The organism is Pseudomonas fuscovaginae SE-1, from assembly GCF_000364705.1.
GTDB lineage: Bacteria > Pseudomonadota > Gammaproteobacteria > Pseudomonadales > Pseudomonadaceae > Aquipseudomonas > Aquipseudomonas fuscovaginae_A.
Genome location: NZ_AQOH01000345.1, coordinates 23,321 through 46,054 on the forward strand (window position 1 = coordinate 23,321; position 22,734 = coordinate 46,054).

Genomic DNA, 22,734 nt, shown 5'->3' on the forward strand with positions numbered 1-22,734 from the left:
TCGAGCCGTCATCCCAGCAGGCCGAGGAACGCCTGGATCAGGCGCAACTCGCTACGCCGCTCCAGGCAGCCAACCATGTGCCGGTTGCGCAGGCCGTCGCCGATCAGCGGTACCGCCCTTATCCGCGGGTCGTGACTGACCTCCAGCGAAGAGACGATCCCCAACCCCAGGTCTGCGGCCACCGCTTCGCTCACCGCTTCGCGACTGTCCAGCTCCAGCAGCACCCGCGGATGGACTCCGGCCAGGCCACACGCCTGGTCGAAGGTACGCCGGGTGATCGACGAAGGCTCGCGCAACACCATGACCATCTGGTCCAGACGCTGCAGCGCGATACCCCCGGGCTCGTCCTGCCAGGGGTGACCGGCCGGCACCAGGACGCAGATCCGCGATTCGCTCAGGGCGTGCAGGTGCAGGCCCTGGCGCGGCTCGACTTCGGTCAGCACCGCGACGTCGACATGCTCGGCGAGCAGCGCCGCCAGGGTTTCCCGGGCATTGCCGAGCCGCAGGTTGACGGTGATCCCCGGATAACGCTCGCGCAGCCGTGCGAGCATCGGCATGACCATGTGCGGCCCATCCGCCGCGACCTCGAGGCGCCCGGTCAACAACTGGCGGTTGGCTTCGAGCATCACTCGTGCCTCTTCGACCAGGCCGAACATCGCCCGGGTAATCGCCGCCAGTCGGCTGCCCTGCTCCGTCAACTCCACCCGCCGTGCCGTCCGACGCAGCAGCGTGACCTGGTAATGCTCCTCCAGGGCCTTGATATGCCCGGTGACCGCCGGCTGGCTGATGAACAGCCGGGCGGCGGCGCGGGTGAAGCTGCCCTCGCGGGCCACGGCATCGAATGCACGGAGTTGGAACAGGTTCATTGTTTATCGGCCTCACTTATAGCTCGAATAACAACAAACAATTTGATTGATGACAAGGCAAACCGCAACGTATGCCGTGTATTCCGTCAATGACCCACGTAGCAAGGAAATCCCATGAGCACCGCCGCCCCCATCCTGCTGACCCCCGGTCCGCTCACCACCTCGGCCCGTACCCGCCAGGCGCTGCTGCTGGACTGGGGCTCGTGGGACGAGCGCTTCAACCGGTTGACCGCCAGCGTCTGCGAGCGCCTGCTGGCCATCGTCGACGGTGCCGACAGCCATTATTGCGTGCCGTTGCAGGGCAGCGGCACTTTTGCCGTGGAGGCCGCCATCGGCACCCTGGTGCCCCGCGACGGCAAGGTGCTGGTGCTGGTCAATGGCGCCTACGGCAAGCGCCTGACGAGCATCTGCGCGGTGCTGGGCCGGGCCTTCCGCACCCTCGAAACCGCCGAGGACCAGCCGAGCGACGCGGCCGAGGTCGAACAGCGGCTGCTCGCCGACCCGGCGATCAGCCATGTCGCGCTGATCCACTGCGAAACCAGCACCGGCATCCTCAACCCGCTGGAGCCGATCGCCGAGGTCGTCGCCCGTCACGGCAAACGCCTGATCATCGACGCCATGAGTGCCTTCGGTGCCTTGCCCATCGACGCCCGGCGGATGCCGTTCGATGCTCTGATCGCGGCCTCCGGCAAATGCCTGGAAGGCGTGCCGGGCATGGGCTTCGTGCTGGCCCGCAAGACCAGCCTGGCCAAGGCCGCGGGCAATGCGCATTCGCTGGCGCTGGACCTGCATGACCAGCAGGCCTACCTGGCGCGCACCGGCCAGTGGCGCTTCACACCGCCCACCCATGTGATCGCCGCCCTGCATGAGGCCTTGCGGCAGTTCTCCGAGCAAGGCGGCCAGCCGGCGCGTCTACGGCGCTATGCCGACAACTGCCAGGTGCTGCTCGAAGAGCTGGGCAAGCTCGGTCTGCGCAGTTTCCTGCCAGAGGCGATCCAGGCGCCGATCATCGTCACCGTGCACGCGCCGCAGGATCCGCACTACGACTTCACGACGCTCTACGAACGGGTCAAGGCCAAGGGCTTCATTCTCTACCCGGGCAAGCTGACGGCGGTCGACACCTTCCGTGTCGGCTGCATTGGCGCTATCAGCCGCCACGACATGCAGGCCGCGGTCCAGGCGATCGGCGAAGCGCTGCACGAGATGGGCGTGATGCCCCAGCCGCTTCCGGGCGTTGCCACGCCCGCCCTGGACACCCACTTGCGTGCTTGAGGCAACCGCCATGAACTACACCCAACCGACACGACTGCAAGCGGCCATCCTCGACTGGGCCGGCACCGTCGTCGACTTCGGCTCGTTCGCCCCGACCCGGATCTTCGTCGAAGCCTTCGCCGAGTTCGATGTGCAGGTTTCCATCGACGAGGCGCGTGGGCCGATGGGCATGGGCAAGTGGGATCACATCCGCGCCTTGTGCGACCAGCCGCGGATCGCCGAGCGCTACCGCCAGGTGTTCGGTCGCACGCCCAGGGATGTGGACGTGACCGAGATCTATCGGCGCTTCATGCCGTTACAGGTCGAAAAGATCGCCGAGCACTCGGCGCTGATTCCCGGCGCGCTCGAGACCATCGCCGAACTGCGCCGGCAAGGCCTGAAGATCGGCTCCTGTTCCGGCTACCCGGCCGAGGTGATGGCCAAGGTCGTCGAACTGGCGACCAGCAACGGTTATGTCGCCGACCATGTGGTCGCCACCGATGAAGTACCCAATGGCCGTCCCTGGCCGGCCCAGGCACTGGCGAACGTGATCGCTCTGGGCATCGACGATGTCGCGGCCTGCGTGAAGGTGGACGATACGGTTCCGGGCATCCTCGAAGGTCGCCGCGCCGGCATGTGGACGGTGGCCCTGGTCTGCTCCGGCAACGCCCTGGGCCTGGACTACCAGGCCTACCGGGCACTCGACGAAGCCAGCCTGGCGGCCCAGCGCCAACGCATCCATGGCCTGTTCGAAGGCTCGCGCCCGCACTACCTGATCGACACCATCAACGAGCTGCCGCAGGTGATTGCGCACATCAACCGGCGGCTGGCGAATGGCGAGATGCCGCAGGGCTGCTGATCCGTTGAAGTCCGCCCCAAAGAAGGCAGCGTCGAACACGCGACAGGCGCACGACGCTGCTGTTCCCCAGGTGAGGGTGGCCATCAGGCCTTCTTGTGCTGCTCCACCCATTGCCCATAGGCATTGATGAAACCCTGCAGGAATGGCCTGCTCTGCTCCGACAACTTGCCCGTCTCATCGAATGCAGCGCCCGCCCCGCCGAAGTAGGCCTCCGGCTGCTGCATGCACGGCACATTCAGAAACACCAGCGACTGGCGCAGATGGTGGTTGGCACCAAAACCGCCGATGGCACCCGGCGATACGCTGATCACCGCCCCCGGCTTGCCGCTCCAGGCACTCTTGCCATAAGGCCGCGAACCGACGTCGATGGCATTCTTCAGCGGCGCGGGTACCGAACGGTTGTACTCCGGCGTCACGAACAGCACCGCATCGGCGGCGGCGACCTGCTCCCGAAAACGGGTGTAGGCCGCCGGTGGCGTGCCATCGATATCCTCGTTGTACAACGGCAGGTCGCCGATCTCGACAATCCCCAGCTTCAGATTGGCCGGTGCCAGGTCAGCCAGGGCCAACGCCACCTTACGGTTGATCGACTCTTTTCGCAGGCTGCCAACCAGCACGGCGACGGTATGGACATTACTCATGGGCACTCCAGATACGTAGGACAAGGGAGCTTTAGGTATAGATGATCAGCCACAACAAATGTCGGATTTTTCCCAGCACCATGCAGGATGTGGCCCCTTGCCAACACCGAAACCGGCAGGATCGGACGACTATTTTTTTCCCGGGACAAAACTTCCCGGAACCGGGCAAGGTCTACAGAACCGCAAATCGGCAGTTAATTTCCAGAGGTTCAATACAGATGGCTGCAGTACTCGTCGGACAATTTCATGCACGGGACGCGGAGGGACGCGTGTACTCGGTGCATGAGTTCCAGGAATCCATGCCTTCGCAGGAAGGCCTGGCCGGCACGGAGCCCGTCACTACCTATAAACTGGCCATCGGCGATCGCGTCAATAAGCTCGACGACAACGAGTTTCTGCTGGTCCAGTCGGGCATCACCCTCATCCGTGAGCCCGATACCCTTCCCACCCCTTGATGACGCACCGCTGAACGCACGCTGATCTGCAGTCTTGCAGGCCAACTTGGGTTAGGATCAGTCCACTGACCTCCTCCGTGCGGGACATGGACTTCAAGCATGCGTCTACGCCATATCGAAGCAATCCAGGCCATCCTGCAGACCGGCAACCTCGGCCCCGCCGCCGAGTTGCTGCAACTGCCGGCGTCCACGCTCAGTGCCACCTTGCAGGAGGCCGAACAGCAACTGGGCTTCCTGTTGTTCGCCACGGTCCGCGGGCGCATGCAGGCGACCCGTGAAACCCGCGAGCTGCAACCGCAGATCAGCCATCTGTACCGGGAGCTGGAGCCGTTGCGCCGCCTGGCCGCGGAGTTGCGCCAGCACCAGGCCCCGCCCCTGCGGGTGACCTGTACCCCGACACTTGCCCAACAGTTGCTGCCACAAGGCATCGCCGCCCTGCGCCGACGCTTCCACGACACCCCTTGCACCCTGGCCAGCCAGCACACCCGCGACATCGTCCGCGGCCTGCTGCTGCGCGAGATCGAACTGGGCCTGAGCCTGCACGATCCCGAACATCCGCAGATCCGCTGCGAGACGCTGGCCCAGGGCAAGCTGCAACTGCTCGCCCCCCATGGCTGGTTGCAACCCAGGCAGAAATACATCTCCCTGCGGGACCTGGCGGGGCAATCGATGATCGGCCTGGAGCAACAGGACACCCTCAGCCTGCTGCTCGACAGCAAGCTGCAGGGCCTGCGTCCGCCACCGCAGGTGCAGACGCGGGTACAGACCTACCAGATGATGCGCAGCATGGTCGAAGCCGGCGAAGGCCTGGCGATCGTCGATCCATTCACCGCCGCGGGAGCCAGGGACGGCGGGCTGGACGTCTGTCCGATCGCCCCGGCCATCCCCATCACCCTGCATGCCTTGACGCTGAAGGAACGCGAGCCATCGCCCGCGCAGAAGGCCCTGCTGGAAATCATCGGCGAAAAGGCCACGGCCATGCTGGCGCCGGCCTGACCGTCAGATCTGCGGTGTGAACAGCAGGTACCAGAACAGCGCCACTTCACGGGTCTGGGCGTCGATTCCGCGATAACGCAAGTGGTCGATCCCGCCCAGCACGTAGCCACAACGCTCGTACAGGCGACAGGCGCCGAGGTTGTTGTTCTGGGTCTCCAGCATCACTCCCGGCAGGTTCTTGCGCTGGCTCCAGAACCGCACCTCGTCGAGCAGGGCCCTGGCCACGCCATGACGTCGCGCACGGGCATCCACCGCCAACTCGTCGACATGGGCAAAGCCGTTCCAGTTGGTGCTGACCACCACATGCCCGGCAGGCCGGCCATCGAGGTAGGCCATGAAGATCGCACTGTCCGCCTTGCCGCGGTAGCTGGCGAACTCCTCGGGATCGATGCCGTAGCACTTGCGGTAGGGAGCCACCGTGCTCAGCGGCCATTGGTCGACCTTGCGGCCCATCTCGGGCCGGCCATAGGCCCTGACCTCGAAGCTGAAATCGCTGCCCCAGATGTACTCGGAGAAGCCCTCGTCGGCCACCCGGACCGAGACTTCGGGGTCTTTCGGGTTCATGACTAAATGCATAGGGCGAACTGTCCTGTCCTCATTCCTTGATGCAATCGACGGTATAGCAGCGGCCATCACCGTTGTCTTCATGTTGCAGGCCGTGCACATCCGCGACAAAACCGGGGAACCCATTGTCGAATGCCCGGGCAAAAGCCAGGTAGTCGATGATCGAACGGGTCGCCTCGGTGAAACGCTCGCCCGGCATGATCAGCGGAATGCCCGGCGGATAAGGTACCAGCATGACCGCCGCGACCCGCCCCTGCAATGCATCGATCGACACCGCCTCGACCTCGCCGCGCACCAGCCGGTCGTAGGCGTCGGCGGGCTTCATGGCGACCTCGGGCAGTACCGTGTACATGCGCTTGAGGTGCCTGGCCGTGGCATTGCTGCGATAACAGGCATGCAGTTGATCGCACAGGTCGCGCAGGCCCATGCCCTGGTAACGCTGCGGCCCCTGCCGGGCCACCGAAGGCAGACAACTGGTCAGACTCGCATTGGCGTCGTAGTTGCGCTTGAACTCGAGCAACTCCGTGAGCAGCGTGCTCCATTTACCCTTGGTGATGCCCATCGAGAACAGCACCAGGAACGAATAGAGACCGGTCTTTTCCACCACCAGTCCGCGCTCCCAGAGGAACTTGCTGACCACCGCCGCCGGAATGCCATGCTCGCTCAGGGCACCGCCGGCTGTGAGCCCCGGCATCACCAGGGTGACCTTGATCGGGTCGAGCAGCACATAGTCCTCGGCGACGTCACCGAAGCCATGCCAATCGGCCTGCGGCTCCAGCAGCCAGTCGACGGTCTCGACTCTGTCGATGCCTTCCACGCGCGGTGCCTGCCAGATGCTGAACCACCAATCATCAGCGGCGATATGCTGGCGCAGATTGGCCAGGGCACGACGAAAGCTCAGCGCCTCGTCGAACATTTCCTGGAGCAGAGAACGTCCCGCCGGCCCCTCCATCATGGCCGAGGCCACGTCCAGTGAGGCGATGATGCTGTACTGCGGCGAGGTGGAGATGTGCATCATGAACGCTTCGTTGAAGCGATCACGGTCCAGTTGTCGCGCGCCGCCATCCCGCACGTGGATCATCGAGGCCTGGCTGAACGCCGCGAGCAGCTTGTGGGTCGAGTGGGTGGTGAACACCAGCGGGCTGTCCGGGGTTCGTGAGGTACCCATGCCGTAGCGCCCGGCAAAGAACTCGTGGAAGGCCGCGTAGGCGTACCAGGCCTCGTCGAAATGCAGCACCTCGACGCTGCTGCCCAGGCTCTGCTTGATCAGCTCGGCGTTGTAGCACAGGCCGTCGTAGGTCGAGTTGGTGACCACCGCCAGCTTCACCCGGGGCGGGCGCCCGCGGGTGAGCGGGCTGGCGTCGATCTTCGCCTGGATCGACTCGTGGCTGAATTCGCTCAGGGGTATCGGACCGATGATCCCCAGTTCGTTGCGCTCCGGGCACAGGTAAAGCGGGATGGCACCGGTCATGATGATCGAATGCAGCACCGACTTGTGGCAGTTGCGATCGACCAGCACCAGGTCATCCCGACCGACCATCGAATGCCAGACGATCTTGTTCGCGGTGGAAGTGCCGTTGATCACGAAGAAGGTGTGATCAGCGCCGAAATTGCGCGCCGCGCGGGCTTCGGCTTCAGCCAAGGGGCCAGTATGATCGAGCAGCGACCCTAGTTCCGGAACGGACACCGACAAGTCGGAACGCAGGGTGTTCTCTCCGAAGAACTGGTGAAACGCCTGCCCCACCGGACTCTTGCGGTAGGCCACGCCACCGCCATGGCCCGGCGTATGCCAGGAATAGTTGGAGTCGGCGGTATGCTGCACCAGCGCGCGGAAAAAAGGCGGCAGCAGGCCATCCAGGTAGTTGCGCGCTGCCCGGGCCACCTGCCGCGACAGAAAAGGCACCGTGTCCTCGAACAGGTAGAGAATGCCGCGCAACTGGTTGAGTTCGCTCATGGCGTCGGCCGGCGCGTTTTCCAGGGTGACCTGCTCGCCCAGAGCGAAGATCGGCAGGTCGGGCGCGCGGACCCGCGCCAGACGTATCAGCCCGACCATGTTTTGCAGCAGGTGGGTGTTTTCCCCGGCCCCCTCGGCGGCGATCAGCAGGCAGGCCAGGCCATGGTGAGTCGAGGCGACCAGACGGCCCTCGGCGTAATCGACAGCGCAGAAGACACTGAAACCGTCCTGTTCGAGCTCCTTGGCGATTCCCCGTACCCGATCCCCGGCGACCGTGTCCGCCTTGATGTCGCGGTGCACGATCAGGATCGGAAACTTCAAATCCTTGTACATGTTTTTTTCAGTCCTGAGGCGACGGGATACCGCCCGTCAGTTCCTTCAGGGTAGAAGCTGTTTGTCCTACATGTGAAGCTGAAACGAGAGAAAGGAGAACTCTTGTAACAAACAGCCCTACCGCGCCGCAGCCTCGTTCAGTTGCGTCCAGAGTGCAGGGCCGCCGGCGGACTTGGCAATGATCTCCAGGCGCGCCTGGTGCTCGGCCAATTCGCTCTCGCTGGCCCGGATGATCCGGCCCGGCTGGCGATCAGCGGAAAGCCTGCGGATTTCGCTGGCCTGCCCGGCCCCGCCTTCGCCGGCACCATCGCCATTGTTGCCGGCCAGGGACAGGCTGGTCTGGCCGCCGGTCATGGTCAGGTAGACGTCGGCGAGAATCTCCGAGTCGAGCAGTGCACCGTGCAGCTCACGGCCGGAGTTGTCGACGCCATAGCGCTTGCACAAGGCGTCGAGGCTGTTGCGTTGTCCCGGGTGACGTTCCCGGGCCATCAACAGGGTGTCGAGAATGCTGCAGTGCTGGCTGATATCGGCGCGGTCGTGCTGGCCCAGCAGGGCGAACTCGTTGTTGATGAAGCCAACGTCGAACGCCGCGTTGTGGATGATCAGCTGCGCGCCCTTGATGAACTCGAAGAACTCGTCGGCCACCTCGGCGAAGCGCGGCTTGCCGATAAGGAACTGATCGGTGATACCGTGGACGCCGATCGCCCCCTCGTCGCTTTCGCGGTCCGGTTGCAGATAGACGTGGAAATGCCGCCCGGTCAGCCGGCGGCCGATGATCTCGACGCAACCGATCTCGATGATCCGGTGGCCGTCGGTCACCGGCATACCGGTGGTTTCGGTATCGAGTACCACACTACGCATGCTTGATTCCTCGCACTTCATCCACGCCGCGGTTGGCCAGTTGGTCGGCACGTTCGTTGCCCGGGTGGCCGACGTGCCCGCGTACCCATTTCCATTTCACGGTGTGACGATTGACCTGCTCGTCGAGCTGTTGCCACAGGTCGGCATTCTTCACCGGTTCCTTGGCCGCGGTCTTCCAGCCGCGCTTCTTCCAGTTGGTCATCCACTCGGTGATGCCTTTCATCACGTACTGGGAGTCGGTCACCAGCAACACCTCGCACGGCCGCTTGAGTTCCTCCAGGCCACGGATCGCGCCCAACAGCTCCATGCGGTTGTTGGTGGTGTTGGGCTCGCCGCCCCAGAGTTCCTTCTCGACCCCCTTGAAGACCAGCAGTGCGCCCCAACCGCCCGGGCCGGGGTTGCCCTTGCAGGCGCCATCGGTGAAGAGTTCAACGGTATCGCTCATTACAACCTTTCCATCGAAAAATGCCTTGTGGGCCATCGACGATTGGCCGATGGCGCCCGGACCGGCAATGCCGGCCCGCGAAAAATTGCCCAACTCCAATTGAAAGCCCGCCGCATCAGGGCTCGCTGGGGCGCCGGTTGACCTTGGCCAGCGGCAGCGGCACCAGCTTGCCGACCGGTTCGCGCCGCACCTGCTGGACCGGCCGCAGACCGATCATGATCTTGCGGGCGACCAATAGATAGAAGCCTCCACCTGCCAGTTGCCAGCGACCGGCGACATGCTCCCAGCCCGCCAGACGCGCCTGCCAGACCGGTGAGGCCAGCGGCGGACGATAGCACCCGAAGCGGCGTTTCTCCAGCGCAAAGCCCAGCAGGTTGAGCCAGTCGGCGACCCGCGAGGGTGAAATGCAGCGGGCCTGGCGCAAGGCATCATGGGCGAACACGTGCCGCAGCCCCCAGGCACTCCAGGGATTGATGCCGACGATCAGCAGATGCCCGCCGGGACGCACGCTGGCCGCCGCCTCGCGCAGCAGGCCATGGGGCGACAGGCAGAAATCCAGGCCATGCTGCAGCACCACGACATCCGCCGCGTGTTCGCTCAGCGGCCACGCCCGTTCGTCGCAAACGATCTCGACGCCCGGCAGCGGCGCGCCCAGGCGCACGTTGCGACGCACCTGCTGCGCTTGCGGCGGGGTCTCGGCGGATGGCCCGTAATGAACCAGGTAGCCGCCGAAGTAACGCCCGAGTTCCTCGTCGAGCATGCGCCGCTCTTCATCGAGCAGCAGTTGCCCCAGCGGCCCGGACAACCAGTCACGGGCCGCACTGACCAGTGCCAGCCAGTCGGGGTCGGCTTGAGCGAACGCTTTATCGGTCATTGCTTGCTCCAACTCGCCATGAGCCATACCAGCCTCTAAGATGCGCCAATGTTTTCCGCTTGGCGACCTCCAACATGATACAGATCGATGCACTGCCCGCCTTCACCGACAACTACATCTGGCTGCTGCGCGACGATACGCAACGCCGCTGCGCCGTGGTCGACCCGGGTGACGCGGCACCGGTGCTGGCCTGGCTGGAGGCGCATCCGGACTGGCGACTGGACGATATCCTGATCACTCACCACCACCACGATCATGTCGGCGGTGTCGAACGCCTGAAACAGGCCACCGGAGCGCGTGTGCTCGGCCCGGCCAACGAGAACATCCCGGCCCGGGACGTGGCGCTGCGGGACAACGACCGGATCAGTGTACTCGACCTGCAATTCCAGGTGTTTGCCGTGCCCGGCCACACGCTGGGGCATATCGCCTTCTACCAGGCGAATGAAGAGACACCGCTGCTGTTCTGCGGCGACACGCTGTTCGCCGCCGGCTGCGGGCGCCTGTTCGAGGGCACGGCCGAGCAGATGCACACCTCCCTGAGCCGGCTGGCGGCCCTGCCGGCCAACACCGCCGTGCACTGCACCCATGAATACACCCTGGGCAACCTGCGTTTCGCCCAGGCCGTCGAGCCACAGAATCCGGACATCGCCGCGCGGCTGGAACAGGTCAGCCAATGGCGGGCCGACGGGCGGATCAGCCTACCATCGAACCTGGCCCTGGAACTGCGCACCAACCCATTCCTGCGGGTCGGCGAAACATCTGTTAAAGAAAAAGCGGACGAACGGAGCGGCCGCGACAACCCGTCGCCGAGTGAGGTTTTTGCTGCCCTGCGGGCCTGGAAAGACCAGTTCTGAGGCCCGGTGCCGGGGGGGCCGCAAAGGCTCCATGGTTGACCGGACCCTGAGCGCTTTCTAGAATCGCCCGACATTTTTGCCCGGAACTACCTTCCAGCCAATGTCGTCACCTAACCGCAAACCCATCAATTCAGGCACATTGACGCGATTGGCTCAGGCTGTCGCCGTGGCTGTTTCCGCCACCCTGGCGGGTTGCCAAGGCTTCCATAACCCCTCGGACAACGGCAACGAACCGACGCCGAACCTCAACGTCCGGATCAAGCAGAAACCGATATGGGCCGGCGAGAAGACCAACCCGACGCCGCCACAGGATGTCTGGGAGCGCATGCGCCAGGGCTTCAAGCTGCAGGACGGCCTGGGGGTCAACCCGCGCATCGAGCAGCAGCGCCTGTGGTTCGCCAGCAACCCGTCGTTCCTGGAAAACGCCAGCGAGCGCGGCACCCTCTATATCCATTACATCGTCGAGCGTCTCGAAGAACGCAACATGCCGCTGGAACTGGCACTCTTGCCGGTGATCGAGAGCGCTTACAACCCGATGGCCTATTCCCGTGCCGATGCGGTCGGCCTGTGGCAGTTCATTCCGTCCACCGGGCGCAACTTCAACCTGCGCCAGGACCGCTTCTATGATGGACGCCGCGATATCACCGCCTCGACCATCGCGGCGCTGAACTACCTGACCCGCCTGCACGATATGTTCAACGGCGACTGGCTGCTGGCCATGGCCGCCTACAATGCTGGCGAAGGCACGGTCAGCCGGGCCATCGAGCGCAACGAAAAGCTCGGCCTGCCCACCGACTACTGGAACCTGCCGCTGCCCCAGGAAACCCGTGACTACGTGCCCAAGCTGCTGGCCCTGTCACAAGTGGTGATGTCGCCGGAAGCCTATGGCGTGAACCTCAACCCGATCGCCAACGAACCCTACTTCGCCAGCGTCGAGGTCAACCAGCCACTGGACCTCTCGCGGGTCGCCGCGCTGGCGGAAATCGACGAAGACGAAATGATCCAGTTGAACCCGGCCTACAAGCAGAAGGCGACCCTCGACGGGCCGCAGCACCTGCTGGTACCGAGTTCCAAGGCACAACTGCTGACCACCAGCCTGTCGAACCTCAAGCCCGAGGAACTGGTGAGCATGCGGCCGAAAAAGCCGGTGTTCGAGAATGTCGCCAGCAACGGACCGGCTAGCCTGAGCCGCCGCTACAAGGTCAGGAACGGCGACAGCCTGTCGTCGATCGCCAAGGCCAACAAGGTCGACGTCAAGGAACTGCAACGCTGGAACAAACTGTCCGGACACAAGCTGAAGGTCGGCCAGACCCTGGTCATGCAGGACAACGTCCGCGCGCCGGTCAGCAAGAAATCGGCTGCACCCACCACCTACAAGGTGCAGAAGGGCGACTCCCTTTATATTGTCGCCAAGCGTTTCAACGTTGAGATGCAGCACCTCAAGCGTCTCAATCCGCGCACCGGCCAGGCGCTGAAGCCAGGCCAGATCCTTACCGTCGCCCAACCGCGCTGATTCTCCGCTCACCCGACAACCCGCATACGGCGAGCTGATGGTGAGCGGTCTGTAGGAGCCGGCTTGCTGGCGAGACGCCGAAGGCGGCCATTCGACAAGCGTGTTGGAGAGTTCGCCATCGCCAGCAAGCCGGCTCCTACAGGGGCTCGTGAATGACCAAACCTGGCAAATAGCCAGCAAGTCCACCCCTACAAAGGCCGCGGCCTTTTTCCTGCCGATACAAGCTGTTAAGGTAAGATCCATAGAGCCCAAGCAGTCTGCACCGGATCCCTGAGCTGATGCGTCCCCTCCTCCCGTTCTTCATCAGCCTGGCCTTGAGTTTCCCCGCAAGCGCGACGATCAGCGAAAGCCACGGTTATGCGCAGTTCGGTCTGCTCAAGTACCCCGCCAAATTTACCCACTTCGACTGGGTCAACGCTGACGCGCCCAAGGGTGGCACCTTGCGGGTCATGGCCTTCGGCACCTTCGACACGCTCAACCCCTATACCTTCAAGGGCACCAGCCCGGTCTCGACACCGAACTTCCTGCAGTACGGCGTCAACGAACTGAACGAAACCCTGATGGTCGGCACCGGCCAGTATGCGCCGTCCGGTGACGAGCCGACATCAAGTTACGGTTTGATCGCACAAACGCTGGAATACAGCGAGGATCGCAGCTGGGTCGTGTTCAATCTGCGCCCCGAAGCGCGCTTTCACGACGGCACGCCGATCACCGCCTACGATGTGGCGTTTTCCTATCGCCTCCTGCTCAAGGAGGGGCACCCGCAGTACCGCACCAGCCTGCAGGAAGTGTCACGGGTCGATGTGCTCGGCCCGCAGCGGATCCGTTTCGTCTTCAAGCGCTCGGGCAACCCGCTGCTGATCCTGCGCCTGGGCGAACTGCCGGTCTTGCCGCAGCATTACTGGCAAGGTCGCGACTTCAAGGCCACCACCTTCGAGCCGCCACTGGGCAGCGGCCCCTATCGCATCACGCGGGTCCAGCCCGGCCGGCAACTGGTGTTCGAGCGGGTGAAAAACTGGTGGGGCGAGAACCTGCCGGTCAACCGAGGCAAGTACAACTTCGACCGGGTCGAGGTCGAGTTCTACCGTGACAGCGATGTCGCCTTCGAGGCCTTCAAGGCCGGCGAATTCGATATCTATATCGAGCACCAGGCAAAGAACTGGGCCAGCGGCTACAGCTTTCCCGCCGTGCTGCGCGGCGACGTGATCAAGGCCCAGATCGCCCACCAGATCCCGACGCAGACCCAGGGCCTGTTCATGAACAGCCGCCGCGTCACCTTTGCCCAGGACGAGGTGCGCGAGGCCATCGGCCTGATGTTCGATTTCCAATGGACCAACCGCACGCTGTTCAACAATGCCTATCAGCGGGCCATGAGCTACTACCCCAACAGCGAGTTTGCCTCCAGCGGGCTGCCGGTCGGCAAGGAATGGCTGCTGCTCTCGCCCTACCGCGAGCAGTTGCCGGCCGCCCTGTTCACCCAGCCCTTCAGCCTGTCACGCACCGATGGCCGCGGCATTCCCCGCGAAACCATGCGTCGCGCCCTGGGGCTGCTTGCCGAGGCCGGCTGGAAGCTGGACGGCCAGCGCCTGGTGAACAGCGCCGGGCAGCCGTTGCGCTTCGAAATCCTGCTGGTCAATCCGAACCTCGAACGGATCCTCCAGCCCTATGTCGAAAATCTCGCCAGCATCGGCGTGGACGCCCACCTGAGAACCGTGGATCGCGCCCAGTACAAGCAGCGCCTCGACCAGTTCGATTTCGACATGATCCTGATGACCCTCGACCAGACGCTCAGCCCCGGTCTGGAACAATGGCAGTACTTCCATTCCAGCCAGGCCGCCGTCAAGGGCAGCAAGAACTATGCGGGCGTCGCCAACCCGGTGGTCGACCACATGCTCGAGGCCCTGCTGGCCGCCCAATCGCGAGACGAACAACTGGCCGCAGGTCGTGCCCTGGACCGGGTGCTGCTGTGGCAGCACTACATGATTCCCAACTGGTACCTCAACTATCACCGCCTGGCCTACCGCAACCGGTTCGCCTTCGTCACCACGCCGCCATACACCCTGGGCCTGAGCGCCTGGTGGATGAAAGCTTCGGAGAAAGCCCAATGATGCCCTTGCGTGCCCTGCTGCTGTGCGCCAGTGGCCTGCTGTCGGTCGGAATGACCGGCCTTGCCGGCGCCACCCCGCAACATGCCCTGACCCTCTACGATGAACCACCGAAATACCCCGCCGATTTCAAACACGTCGACTTCGTCAATCCCGACGCCCCCAAGGGCGGCACCTTCCGCCAGTCGGCCTCCGGCGGCTTCGACAGCCTCAACCCGTTCATCAGCAAGGGCGTTCCGGCCGACGACATCGGCCTGATCTACGACACCCTGGCCCGCCAGGGCATGGACGAACCCTTTACCGAGTACGGACTGGTCGCCGGCAAGATCGAGAAAGCCCCTGACAACAGCTGGGTGCGCTTCTACCTGCGCCCCGAGGCGCGCTTCCACGACGGCCATCCGATGCGCGCCGACGACGTGGTGTTCAGCTTCGAGACTCTGATCAAGGACGGCGCCCCGCTTTACCGCGCCTACTACGCCGATGTCGCCGAGGTGGTCGCCGAAGACCCGTTGCGGGTGCTGTTCAAGTTCAAGCACACCAACAATCGCGAACTGCCATTAATTCTCGGCCAACTGCCAGTGCTGCCCAAGCACTGGTGGGCCACCCGCGACTTCACCCGGGGCAACCTGGAGTTCCCTCTCGGCAGCGGGCCGTACAAGCTGGCCGAAGTCAAGGCCGGACGCTCGGTGCGTTATGAGCGGGTGAAGGACTATTGGGCCAAGGACCTGCCGATCAATCGCGGGTTCTACAACTTCGACGTGATGACCACCGATTACTACCGCGACAACAGCGTCGCCCTCGAAGCCCTCAAGGCCGGGCAGTTCGACTACTGGCTGGAAATGAGCGCGAAAAACTGGGCCAGCGCCTACAACACACCGGCAGTGGCCCAGGGGCGACTGATCAAGGAACAGATTCCCAACGGCAACCCGACCGGCATGCAGGGCTTCGTCTACAACCTGCGCAAGCCGATGTTCCAGGACGTGCGTGTACGCGAGGCGCTGAGCCTGCTGTTCGACTTCGAATGGAGCAACAAGCAGCTGTTCAACGGCGCCTACACCCGTACCCGCAGCTATTTCGAGAACTCGGAGATGGCCGCCACCGGCCTGCCGGACAAGGCGCAACTGGCAATCCTCGAACCGCTGCGCGGCCGGATTCCCGAGCAGGTGTTCAACCAGGCCTACCAGCCCGCGGTCTGCGACGGCAGCGGCATGATCCGCGACCAGCAGCGTCGAGCCTACCAACTGCTGCTTGAGGCCGGCTGGCATATCGTCGACGACAAGATGGTCGATACCGAGGGCAAGCCGGTACGCATCGAATTCCTGCTTGCCCAGACCGAGTTCGAACGGGTGCTGCTGCCCTTCAAGCGCAACCTGAGCGACCTGGGGATCGACCTGGTGATCCGCCGGGTCGATGTGTCCCAGTACGTCAACCGTCTGCGCTCGCGGGACTTCGACATGGTCGTCGGCAGCTTCCCGCAATCGAGCTCGCCGGGTAACGAACAACGCGAGTTCTGGATGTCCGCCAGCGCCGACAAACCCGGCAGCCGCAATACCATGGGCCTCAAGGATCCGGCAGTGGACATCCTGGTGGAACAGCTGATCAATGCCGACTCCCGACAGAGCCTGGTCGACCACGCCCGAGCGCTGGACCGGGTGCTGCAGTGGGGCTTCTACGTGATCCCGAACTGGCACATCAAGACCTGGCGCATCGCCTATTGGGACCATGTCGCCCATCCGAAAATCTCGCCGACCTACGATGTCGGCACCTCCACCTGGTGGATCAGGCCGGACGCAAAACCGGTGGCATCGCCGGAAAACACCAACGGCAAGGGCGCGGAGCGATAAGATGCTGGCTTACATACTGCGGCGACTGCTGCTGATCATTCCGACCCTGTTCGGCATCCTGCTGATCAACTTCGTGATCATCCAGGCAGCTCCGGGCGGCCCGGTGGAACAGATGATCGCCAAGCTCGAGGGCTTCGACGGCGCCACCAGCCGGATCGCCGGCGGCGGCTCGGAAGTGTCGGTGGCCGGCTCCAGCTACCGCGGTGCCCAAGGCCTGGACCCGGCGCTGATCAAGGAAATCGAGCACATGTACGGCTTCGACAAGTCGGCGCCGGAACGCTTGTGGATCATGATCCGGAACTACGCAACCCTGGATTTCGGCGACAGCTTTTTCCGCGACGCCAAGGTGATCGACCTGATCAAGGAAAAGATGCCGGTCTCGATCTCCCTCGGCCTGTGGAGCACACTGATCATGTACCTGGTGTCGATCCCCCTGGGCATCGCCAAGGCGACCCGGCACGGCAGCCATTTCGACGTCTGGACCAGCTCGGCGATCATCGTCGGCTACGCGATCCCGGCGTTCCTGTTCGCCATCCTGCTGATCGTGGTGTTTGCCGGTGGCAGCTACCTGAACTGGTTCCCACTGCGCGGACTGACCTCGGGCAACTTCGACCAGTTGAGCCTGTTCGGCAAGGTCTGCGACTACTTCTGGCACCTGGCCCTGCCGGTCACCGCCCTGGTGATCGGCAACTTCGCGACCATGACGCTGCTGACCAAGAACAGCTTCCTCGACGAGATCAACAAGCAGTATGTGATCACCGCCAAGGCCAAGGGCCTGACGCAACGTCGGGTGCTCTATGGCCACGTGTTCCGTAATGCGATGCTGCTGGTGATCGCCGGTTTTCCCGCGGCCTTCATCGGCATCTTCTTCACCGGCTCGCTGCTGGTGGAGGTGATCTTCTCCCTCGACGGCCTGGGCCTGATGAGCTTCGAGGCGGCGATCAACCGCGACTACCCGGTGGTCTTCGGCACGCTGTTCATCTTCACCCTGCTGGGCCTGGTGATGAAACTGATCGGCGACCTGACCTATACCCTGGTCGACCCACGCATCGACTTCGAACATCGGGAGCATTGAGATGCAGCTTTCCCCCCTCAATCGCCGACGTTTCGAGCGTTTCAAGGCCAACAAGCGCGGCTGGTGGTCCCTATGGCTGTTCCTCGGACTGTTCGTCATCAGCCTCGGTGCCGAACTGATCGCCAACGACAAGCCGCTGGTGGTGCACTACGATGGCGGCTGGTATTTCCCGGCCCTCAAGCGCTACCCGGAAACCACCTTCGGCGGCGAGTTCCCGCTGGAAGCCAACTACAAGAGCCCGTACATCCGCGAACTGCTCAAGGCCAAGGAGGCCTGGGTGCTGTGGGCGCCGATTCCCTTCAGCTACCAGAGCATCAACTACGACCTCAGGGTCCCCGCTCCCGCCCCGCCCTCCGCGGACAACCTGCTGGGTACCGATGACCAGGGCCGCGACGTGCTGGCGCGGGTGATCTACGGCTTCCGCGTCTCGGTGCTGTTCGCCCTGACCCTGACGATCCTCAGCTCGATCATCGGCGTGGTCGCTGGCGCCCTGCAGGGCTTCTACGGCGGCTGGGTCGACCTGGCCGGCCAGCGCTTCCTGGAGATCTGGTCGGGCCTGCCGGTGCTGTACCTGCTGATCATCCTGGCCAGCTTCGTCCAGCCCAATTTCTGGTGGCTGCTGGGGATCATGCTGCTGTTTTCCTGGATGAGCCTGGTGGATGTGGTCCGTGCCGAGTTCCTTCGTGGCCGCAACCTGGAGTACGTGCGGGCGGCGCGGGCGCTGGGCATGCAGAACGGCGCGATCATGTTCCGGCATATCCTGCCCAACGCCATGGTCTCGACCATGACCTTCATGCCGTTCATCCTCACCGGCGCCATCGGCACCCTCACCGCCCTGGACTTCCTCGGCTTCGGCCTGCCGCCAGGCGCACCGTCGCTCGGCGAACTGGTGGCCCAGGGCAAGTCCAACCTGCAGGCGCCGTGGCTGGGCATCAGCGCATTCGCCGTGCTGGCGATCATGCTCAGCCTGCTGGTGTTCATCGGCGAATCCGCCCGCGATGCCTTCGATCCGAGGAAATGACATGAATCAGGACAATCTGATCGAAATACGCGACCTCGCCGTCGAGTTCGTCGTCGGCGAACAGCGCCAGCGGGTGGTCGAAAACGTCAGTTTCGATATCCGTCGCGGCGAGACCCTGGCCCTGGTGGGCGAAAGCGGTTCCGGCAAGTCGGTGACCGCCCATTCGATCCTCCGTCTGCTGCCCTACCCGCTGGCACACCACCCCAGCGGCAGCATCCAGTACGCTGGCCAGGACATGCTGAGCCTCAAGGAAAAGACCCTGCGGCACATTCGCGGCAACCGGATCGCGATGATCTTCCAGGAGCCGATGACCTCGCTGAACCCGCTGCACTCGATCGAGAAGCAGATCAACGAGGTTCTCGCCATTCACAAGGGCCTGACCGGCAAGGTCGCCACCCGACGTACCCTCGAGCTGCTGGAACTGGTGGGCATCCCCGAGCCGCACAAGCGGCTCAAGGCGCTGCCCCATGAGCTCTCCGGCGGCCAGCGGCAACGGGTGATGATCGCCATGGCCCTGGCCAACGAGCCGGAGCTGCTGATCGCCGATGAACCAACCACGGCACTGGACGTCACCGTGCAACTGAAGATCCTCGATCTGCTCAAGGAACTGCAGGCGCGCCTGGGCATGGCTCTGCTGTTGATCAGCCATGACCTCAACCTGGTCCGGCGGATCGCCCATCGGGTATGCGTGATGCAACAGGGACGCATCGTCGAGCAGGCCGACTGTGCCGCGCTGTTCGACAAGCCGCAGCACCCCTACACCTGCGAACTGCTCAGTGCCGAGCCAAGCGGTCAGCCAGCCGCCAATCCGGTGGGCGCACCGCTGCTGGAGATCAAGGACCTGAAGGTCTGGTTCCCGATCAGGAAGGGCCTGCTGCGGCGCACCGTCGATCACGTCAAGGCGGTGGACGGCATCAACTTCAGCCTGCCCCAGGGCCAGACCCTGGGGATCGTCGGCGAGAGCGGCTCGGGCAAGTCGACCCTGGGCCTGGCGATCCTGCGACTGATCGGCAGTCAGGGCGATATCCACTTCGAGGGACAGTCGCTGAGCGGCCTGTCCCAGCAACAGGTGCGGCCGTTGCGGCGGGAAATGCAGGTGGTGTTCCAGGACCCGTTCGGCAGCCTCAGCCCGCGCATGTGCGTCAGCGAGATCGTCGGCGAAGGGTTGCGCATCCACAAGATCGGTACACCAGCCGAGCAGGAACAGGCGATCATCGCCGCCCTAAAGGAAGTCGGCCTCGACCCGCGGACCCGCCACCGCTATCCCCACGAGTTCTCCGGCGGGCAGCGACAGCGGATCGCCATCGCCCGGGCCCTGGTGCTCAAGCCGGCGCTGATCCTGCTGGATGAGCCGACCTCTGCCCTGGACCGTACCGTACAGCGCCAGGTGGTCGAGCTGCTGCGCTCGCTGCAGGTCAAGTACAACCTGACCTACCTGTTCATCAGCCATGACCTGGCGGTGATCAAGGCGCTGAGCCATCAGTTGATGGTGGTCAAGCACGGCCAGGTGGTCGAGCAAGGGGACGCACGCGAGATCTTCGAGGCACCACAACACCCTTACACGCGGCAACTGCTGAAGGCGGCGTTCCTCACAGCCGAGAAGGCCTCCTAGGCCTGCCAGGCCCCCTTCGCGGGCAAGCCCTGCTCCTACAAGGCGGGTGCCGCTTGCGATATTGATACACGGCAAAATCTGTAGGAGCAGGGCTTGCGCGAAGGGGCCGGTAGCTTCAGCACACTATCTGGACTGACAGAAACAGGAAGGCCGCTCGATTGAGCGGCCTTCCTGTTTGGAGCGCGATCAGCGGCTTCAGAAGCGCTTGATCTCAGCCTCGCCTTCCAGTTGCTTGCGATACGCGGCGAAGTCCTGCTGGCCGATACGCGAAGCGAGGAAGCGACGGTAGGACGCCTTCTCCTGATCGGTCGGCGCAGCACCTTCGTTGACGCCGCTCAGGCGCACGACGACCAGGTTGCCATCAGCGAGGGTCACGGTGTCGAAGGTCGGCTTGTCCTTGGCCGCAGGCTTTGGCATGCGGAACAGGGCCTGCAGCACCGCAGGGTCGACACCTTCCTGGCCACGAGTGACCGCTTCCTGGACCTTCCAGGACTGGCCGGCCGGCAGAGCCTTGCCTTCACGCAGGCTGGCGATCAGTTCGTCGGCCTTGACCTTCGCCGCCGCGGTGGCGTGCTCCTTGGTCAGTTGCTTGCGGATGGCCGCATCGACACTTTCCAACGGCAGTTGCTCCGGCTTGCGGTGCTCCTTCGCGCGCAGGACGACGACCGTGTCCGGGTCCAGGTCGATGGCGCTGCTGTTGGCGCCTTCATCCAGAACTTCCGGGCTGAACGCGGCGGTCACCACGGCACGGTTGGCCGCAATGCCTTCGCCGCCTTCACGACCGAACGGCGCGGTGGTCTGCACCTTCAGGTTCAGGTCCTGGGCCGGCTGGGCCAGGTCGGAAGCCTCGAACGACGAGTCCTCGAGCTGCTTGGTCGCCTCGACGAAACGCTGCTCGACCTGCTGGGCCTTCAGCTCGCGGGTCAGCTTGTCCTTGAGGCTGGCGAAGGTCGGCACTTCAGGTGCCTCGACGCCCAGCAGCTTGATCAGGTGGTAGCCGAACTCGCTGCGCACCGGGCCCGATACCTGCCCCTTGTTCAAGGCATACAGCGCCTTCTCGAAGGCCGGATCGTAGACGTCAGGGCCGGCGAAACCGAGGTCACCGCCATTGTTGGCCGAACCCGGGTCCTGGGAGAACTGCTTGGCCAGGGCCGCGAAGTCCTCACCCTTGGCCAGGCGCTGCTGGATCTCTTCGATCTTCGCCTTGGCCTGGGCATCGGTGACCTTGTCGTTCACTTCGATGAGGATGTGCGCCGCCCGGCGCTGTTCAGCCAGGTTCGAGGTTTCCTTGCGGTACAGGGCCTGCAAGTCCTCGTCCTTGACGCTGACCTGGTCGAAGAAGGAAGACTTCTTCAACTCCAGGTAGTCCACGACCACCTGATCCGGCGTCATGAACTCCTTGGCATGCTTGTCGTAGTAGGCCTTGACCTCGTCATCGGTCAGCTTGACGGCAGCCGAGTCGCTCTTGATGGTCAGGGAGGAGAAATCGCGGGTCTGCTTCTCCAAGCGGGCAAAGGCCAGCACCTGGTTGTCAGTCACGAAACCGCTGCCCGCCAGACCGGCACGGACCTGCCCAATGAGCATTTCCTGAGCCAGCATCTGGCGGAACTGCATCCGGCTGTAGCCCAGTTGGCGAATCACCTGGTCGAAACGATCGGAATTGAATTTGCCATCCACCTGGAATTCAGGCGTCAGCAGGATGACCTGGTCCAGTGCCGCGTCGGAGAAGGCGAATTTCGACTTCTCGGCGCCCTGCAGCAGCAGCTTGCGATCGATCAGCCCCTTGAGAGCCGATTCGCGGAGCATTTTTTCGTCCAGCAGCGATGGGTCGAAATCCTTGCCCAGTTGCTGCATCAGTTGGCGACGTTGCATGTCGACCGCCTGGCTCAGCTCGTTCTGGGTGATTTCCTCACCATTGACCTTGGCCGCATCCTGACTGGTGGAGGTGGCCCGGAAAATGGCATCGAAACCGGTCAGCGCCATCAGTAGAACGATGACCCCGATAATGGTCTTGGCAATCCAGCCTTGTGAATTGTCCCTGATATTTTGCAGCATGCGTCCCCCAGAAACGGTTGAACTTCAAGAATGGACAACCGTGGAGCGTGGGTAGAGTCCGGATAGAAGAAAGGCGCATCCGAGGATGCGCCTTCTCGTAACTGGCGGAGCGGACGAGGATCGAACCCCGGTGTGACAGGTCAGCAGCCCTGATGGGCCTGGCCAACCGCTCTACCGCTCCGCTGCCAGGTCAGCAGCGAGCCCGACCTGGTACAGGCAAAGGCGTTGAAGAAACTCAGTTGACCGCTTCTTTCAGTGCCTTACCAGCCTTGAAACCTGGCTTCTTGGCAGCCGGGATTTCCAGCGTCTTACCGGTCTGTGGGTTACGACCGGTGCGAGCAGGGCGATCGGTAACGGAGAAAGTACCGAAGCCAACCAGTACAACGGAGTCGCCGGCCTTCAGAGCGCCAGTGACGGATTCGATTACTGCGTCCAGCGCACGGCCAGCAGCGGCTTTCGGGAGATCAGCAGATGCGGCGATAGCATCAATCAGTTCCGACTTGTTCACTCTAAGTCCCCTTATATCTATTGAGTATGTTTCTAAGTTTTTGGTGAA

General features: G+C 63.5%; 20 protein-coding genes. 11 read left to right on the forward strand and 9 right to left on the reverse strand.

Going from position 1 to position 22,734, the window contains the following annotated elements; all coding sequences use genetic code 11:
* Positions 1–8: 8 nt before the first annotated feature.
* Entirely contained in the window at positions 9–866 is an 858-nt protein-coding gene (locus K675_RS0127210) for a LysR substrate-binding domain-containing protein (RefSeq protein ID WP_017906623.1), read from the reverse strand.
* A 114-nt stretch (positions 867–980) separates the two neighbouring features.
* On the opposite strand from K675_RS0127210, the gene K675_RS0127215 reads away from it, so the two are divergent.
* Positions 981–2,138, forward strand: a complete 1,158-nt coding sequence (locus K675_RS0127215) for a 2-aminoethylphosphonate--pyruvate transaminase (protein ID WP_017906624.1) — start codon at positions 981–983, stop codon at positions 2,136–2,138.
* Positions 2,139–2,148: 10 nt separating this feature from the next.
* The gene (gene phnX / locus K675_RS0127220) at positions 2,149–2,976 is read left to right on the forward strand and encodes a phosphonoacetaldehyde hydrolase (protein ID WP_017906625.1); all 828 of its coding nucleotides are present in this window, start codon (positions 2,149–2,151) and stop codon (positions 2,974–2,976) included.
* 83 nt (positions 2,977–3,059) lie between these two features.
* On the opposite strand, the gene K675_RS0127225 is transcribed toward phnX, so the two are convergent.
* The gene (locus tag K675_RS0127225) at positions 3,060–3,617 is read right to left on the reverse strand and encodes an NADPH-dependent FMN reductase (protein WP_017906626.1); all 558 of its coding nucleotides are present in this window, start codon (positions 3,615–3,617) and stop codon (positions 3,060–3,062) included.
* A 218-nt stretch (positions 3,618–3,835) separates the two neighbouring features.
* On the opposite strand from K675_RS0127225, the gene K675_RS0127230 reads away from it, so the two are divergent.
* Positions 3,836–4,072, forward strand: a complete 237-nt coding sequence (locus K675_RS0127230) for a hypothetical protein (protein WP_026145571.1) — start codon at positions 3,836–3,838, stop codon at positions 4,070–4,072.
* A gap of 99 nt (positions 4,073–4,171) precedes the next feature.
* The gene (locus tag K675_RS0127235; protein ID WP_017906628.1) at positions 4,172–5,068 is read left to right on the forward strand and encodes a LysR substrate-binding domain-containing protein; all 897 of its coding nucleotides are present in this window, start codon (positions 4,172–4,174) and stop codon (positions 5,066–5,068) included.
* A gap of 3 nt (positions 5,069–5,071) precedes the next feature.
* Here the strand turns inward: K675_RS0127235 and K675_RS0127240 are convergent, their stop codons facing one another.
* The 5 genes from K675_RS0127240 to K675_RS0127260 all read right to left on the reverse strand — a co-directional run bounded on the left by K675_RS0127240 (position 5,072) and on the right by K675_RS0127260 (position 10,099).
* Positions 5,072–5,632, reverse strand: a complete 561-nt coding sequence (locus tag K675_RS0127240; protein WP_017906629.1) for a GNAT family N-acetyltransferase — start codon at positions 5,630–5,632, stop codon at positions 5,072–5,074.
* 31 nt (positions 5,633–5,663) lie between these two features.
* Positions 5,664–7,919, reverse strand: a complete 2,256-nt coding sequence (locus tag K675_RS0127245; RefSeq protein WP_017906630.1) for an Orn/Lys/Arg decarboxylase N-terminal domain-containing protein — start codon at positions 7,917–7,919, stop codon at positions 5,664–5,666.
* A 117-nt stretch (positions 7,920–8,036) separates the two neighbouring features.
* Positions 8,037–8,780: a DNA polymerase III subunit epsilon gene (dnaQ, locus tag K675_RS0127250; RefSeq protein ID WP_017906631.1), complete on the reverse strand. Its 744-nt coding sequence runs from the start codon at positions 8,778–8,780 to the stop codon at positions 8,037–8,039.
* Positions 8,773–9,225: a ribonuclease HI gene (gene rnhA / locus K675_RS0127255; protein WP_017906632.1), complete on the reverse strand. Its 453-nt coding sequence runs from the start codon at positions 9,223–9,225 to the stop codon at positions 8,773–8,775. Before rnhA ends, dnaQ begins: the two co-directional genes overlap by 8 nt.
* Positions 9,226–9,340: 115 nt before the next feature.
* Positions 9,341–10,099 (reverse strand): class I SAM-dependent methyltransferase, encoded by a 759-nt coding sequence (locus tag K675_RS0127260; RefSeq protein ID WP_017906633.1) that lies wholly within the window; start codon positions 10,097–10,099, stop codon positions 9,341–9,343.
* A 74-nt stretch (positions 10,100–10,173) separates the two neighbouring features.
* On the opposite strand from K675_RS0127260, the gene gloB reads away from it, so the two are divergent.
* The 7 genes from gloB (at position 10,174) to K675_RS0127295 (ending at position 20,123) form a co-directional block, all read left to right on the forward strand.
* Positions 10,174–10,953, forward strand: a complete 780-nt coding sequence (gene gloB / locus K675_RS0127265) for a hydroxyacylglutathione hydrolase (protein ID WP_026145572.1) — start codon at positions 10,174–10,176, stop codon at positions 10,951–10,953.
* 100 nt (positions 10,954–11,053) lie between these two features.
* Complete coding sequence (locus K675_RS0127270; RefSeq protein ID WP_026145573.1) at positions 11,054–12,466, forward strand: LysM peptidoglycan-binding domain-containing protein; 1,413 nt, start codon at positions 11,054–11,056, stop codon at positions 12,464–12,466.
* A 278-nt stretch (positions 12,467–12,744) separates the two neighbouring features.
* A complete protein-coding gene (locus K675_RS0127275; RefSeq protein WP_017906636.1) occupies positions 12,745–14,574 on the forward strand; it encodes an extracellular solute-binding protein in 1,830 nt (609 codons plus the stop codon).
* Entirely contained in the window at positions 14,571–16,415 is a 1,845-nt protein-coding gene (locus tag K675_RS0127280) for an extracellular solute-binding protein (protein ID WP_017906637.1), read from the forward strand. The genes K675_RS0127275 and K675_RS0127280 overlap by 4 nt, the downstream gene beginning before the upstream one ends.
* 1 nt (position 16,416) lies before the next feature.
* Positions 16,417–17,490 carry a microcin C ABC transporter permease YejB gene (locus K675_RS0127285; RefSeq protein WP_017906638.1) on the forward strand — a complete coding sequence of 358 codons (1,074 nt, stop codon included), beginning with the start codon at positions 16,417–16,419 and terminating at the stop codon, positions 17,488–17,490.
* A gap of 1 nt (position 17,491) precedes the next feature.
* Complete coding sequence (locus tag K675_RS0127290; RefSeq protein WP_017906639.1) at positions 17,492–18,511, forward strand: ABC transporter permease; 1,020 nt, start codon at positions 17,492–17,494, stop codon at positions 18,509–18,511.
* A 1-nt stretch (position 18,512) separates the two neighbouring features.
* Positions 18,513–20,123 carry an ABC transporter ATP-binding protein gene (locus tag K675_RS0127295; protein ID WP_017906640.1) on the forward strand — a complete coding sequence of 537 codons (1,611 nt, stop codon included), beginning with the start codon at positions 18,513–18,515 and terminating at the stop codon, positions 20,121–20,123.
* 195 nt (positions 20,124–20,318) lie between these two features.
* Here the strand turns inward: K675_RS0127295 and K675_RS0127300 are convergent, their stop codons facing one another.
* Positions 20,319–22,178, reverse strand: a complete 1,860-nt coding sequence (locus K675_RS0127300; RefSeq protein ID WP_017906641.1) for a SurA N-terminal domain-containing protein — start codon at positions 22,176–22,178, stop codon at positions 20,319–20,321.
* 235 nt (positions 22,179–22,413) lie between these two features.
* Positions 22,414–22,686 carry an HU family DNA-binding protein gene (locus K675_RS32630; RefSeq protein ID WP_017906642.1) on the reverse strand — a complete coding sequence of 91 codons (273 nt, stop codon included), beginning with the start codon at positions 22,684–22,686 and terminating at the stop codon, positions 22,414–22,416.
* Positions 22,687–22,734: the final 48 nt, after the last annotated feature.

Excerpts from the sequence above, each read along its gene's own strand:
- K675_RS0127245 (WP_017906630.1), bottom strand. The coding sequence starts at position 7,919 with ATGTACAAGGATTTGAAGTTTCCGATCCTGATCGTGCACCGCGACATC.
- gloB (WP_026145572.1), top strand. The coding sequence starts at position 10,174 with ATGATACAGATCGATGCACTGCCCGCCTTCACCGACAACTACATCTGG.
- K675_RS0127290 (WP_017906639.1), top strand. The coding sequence starts at position 17,492 with ATGCAGCTTTCCCCCCTCAATCGCCGACGTTTCGAGCGTTTCAAGGCC.
- K675_RS0127300 (WP_017906641.1), bottom strand. The coding sequence starts at position 22,178 with ATGCTGCAAAATATCAGGGACAATTCACAAGGCTGGATTGCCAAGACC.
- K675_RS0127210 (WP_017906623.1), bottom strand. The coding sequence starts at position 866 with ATGAACCTGTTCCAACTCCGTGCATTCGATGCCGTGGCCCGCGAGGGC.
- K675_RS0127235 (WP_017906628.1), top strand. The coding sequence starts at position 4,172 with ATGCGTCTACGCCATATCGAAGCAATCCAGGCCATCCTGCAGACCGGC.
- phnX (WP_017906625.1), top strand. The coding sequence starts at position 2,149 with ATGAACTACACCCAACCGACACGACTGCAAGCGGCCATCCTCGACTGG.
- K675_RS0127285 (WP_017906638.1), top strand. The coding sequence starts at position 16,417 with ATGCTGGCTTACATACTGCGGCGACTGCTGCTGATCATTCCGACCCTG.
- K675_RS0127260 (WP_017906633.1), bottom strand. The coding sequence starts at position 10,099 with ATGACCGATAAAGCGTTCGCTCAAGCCGACCCCGACTGGCTGGCACTG.
- K675_RS0127280 (WP_017906637.1), top strand. The coding sequence starts at position 14,571 with ATGATGCCCTTGCGTGCCCTGCTGCTGTGCGCCAGTGGCCTGCTGTCG.
- K675_RS0127270 (WP_026145573.1), top strand. The coding sequence starts at position 11,054 with ATGTCGTCACCTAACCGCAAACCCATCAATTCAGGCACATTGACGCGA.
- K675_RS0127225 (WP_017906626.1), bottom strand. The coding sequence starts at position 3,617 with ATGAGTAATGTCCATACCGTCGCCGTGCTGGTTGGCAGCCTGCGAAAA.
- K675_RS0127215 (WP_017906624.1), top strand. The coding sequence starts at position 981 with ATGAGCACCGCCGCCCCCATCCTGCTGACCCCCGGTCCGCTCACCACC.
- K675_RS0127230 (WP_026145571.1), top strand. The coding sequence starts at position 3,836 with ATGGCTGCAGTACTCGTCGGACAATTTCATGCACGGGACGCGGAGGGA.
- K675_RS0127240 (WP_017906629.1), bottom strand. The coding sequence starts at position 5,632 with ATGAACCCGAAAGACCCCGAAGTCTCGGTCCGGGTGGCCGACGAGGGC.
- dnaQ (WP_017906631.1), bottom strand. The coding sequence starts at position 8,780 with ATGCGTAGTGTGGTACTCGATACCGAAACCACCGGTATGCCGGTGACC.
- K675_RS0127275 (WP_017906636.1), top strand. The coding sequence starts at position 12,745 with ATGCGTCCCCTCCTCCCGTTCTTCATCAGCCTGGCCTTGAGTTTCCCC.
- rnhA (WP_017906632.1), bottom strand. The coding sequence starts at position 9,225 with ATGAGCGATACCGTTGAACTCTTCACCGATGGCGCCTGCAAGGGCAAC.
- K675_RS0127295 (WP_017906640.1), top strand. The coding sequence starts at position 18,513 with ATGAATCAGGACAATCTGATCGAAATACGCGACCTCGCCGTCGAGTTC.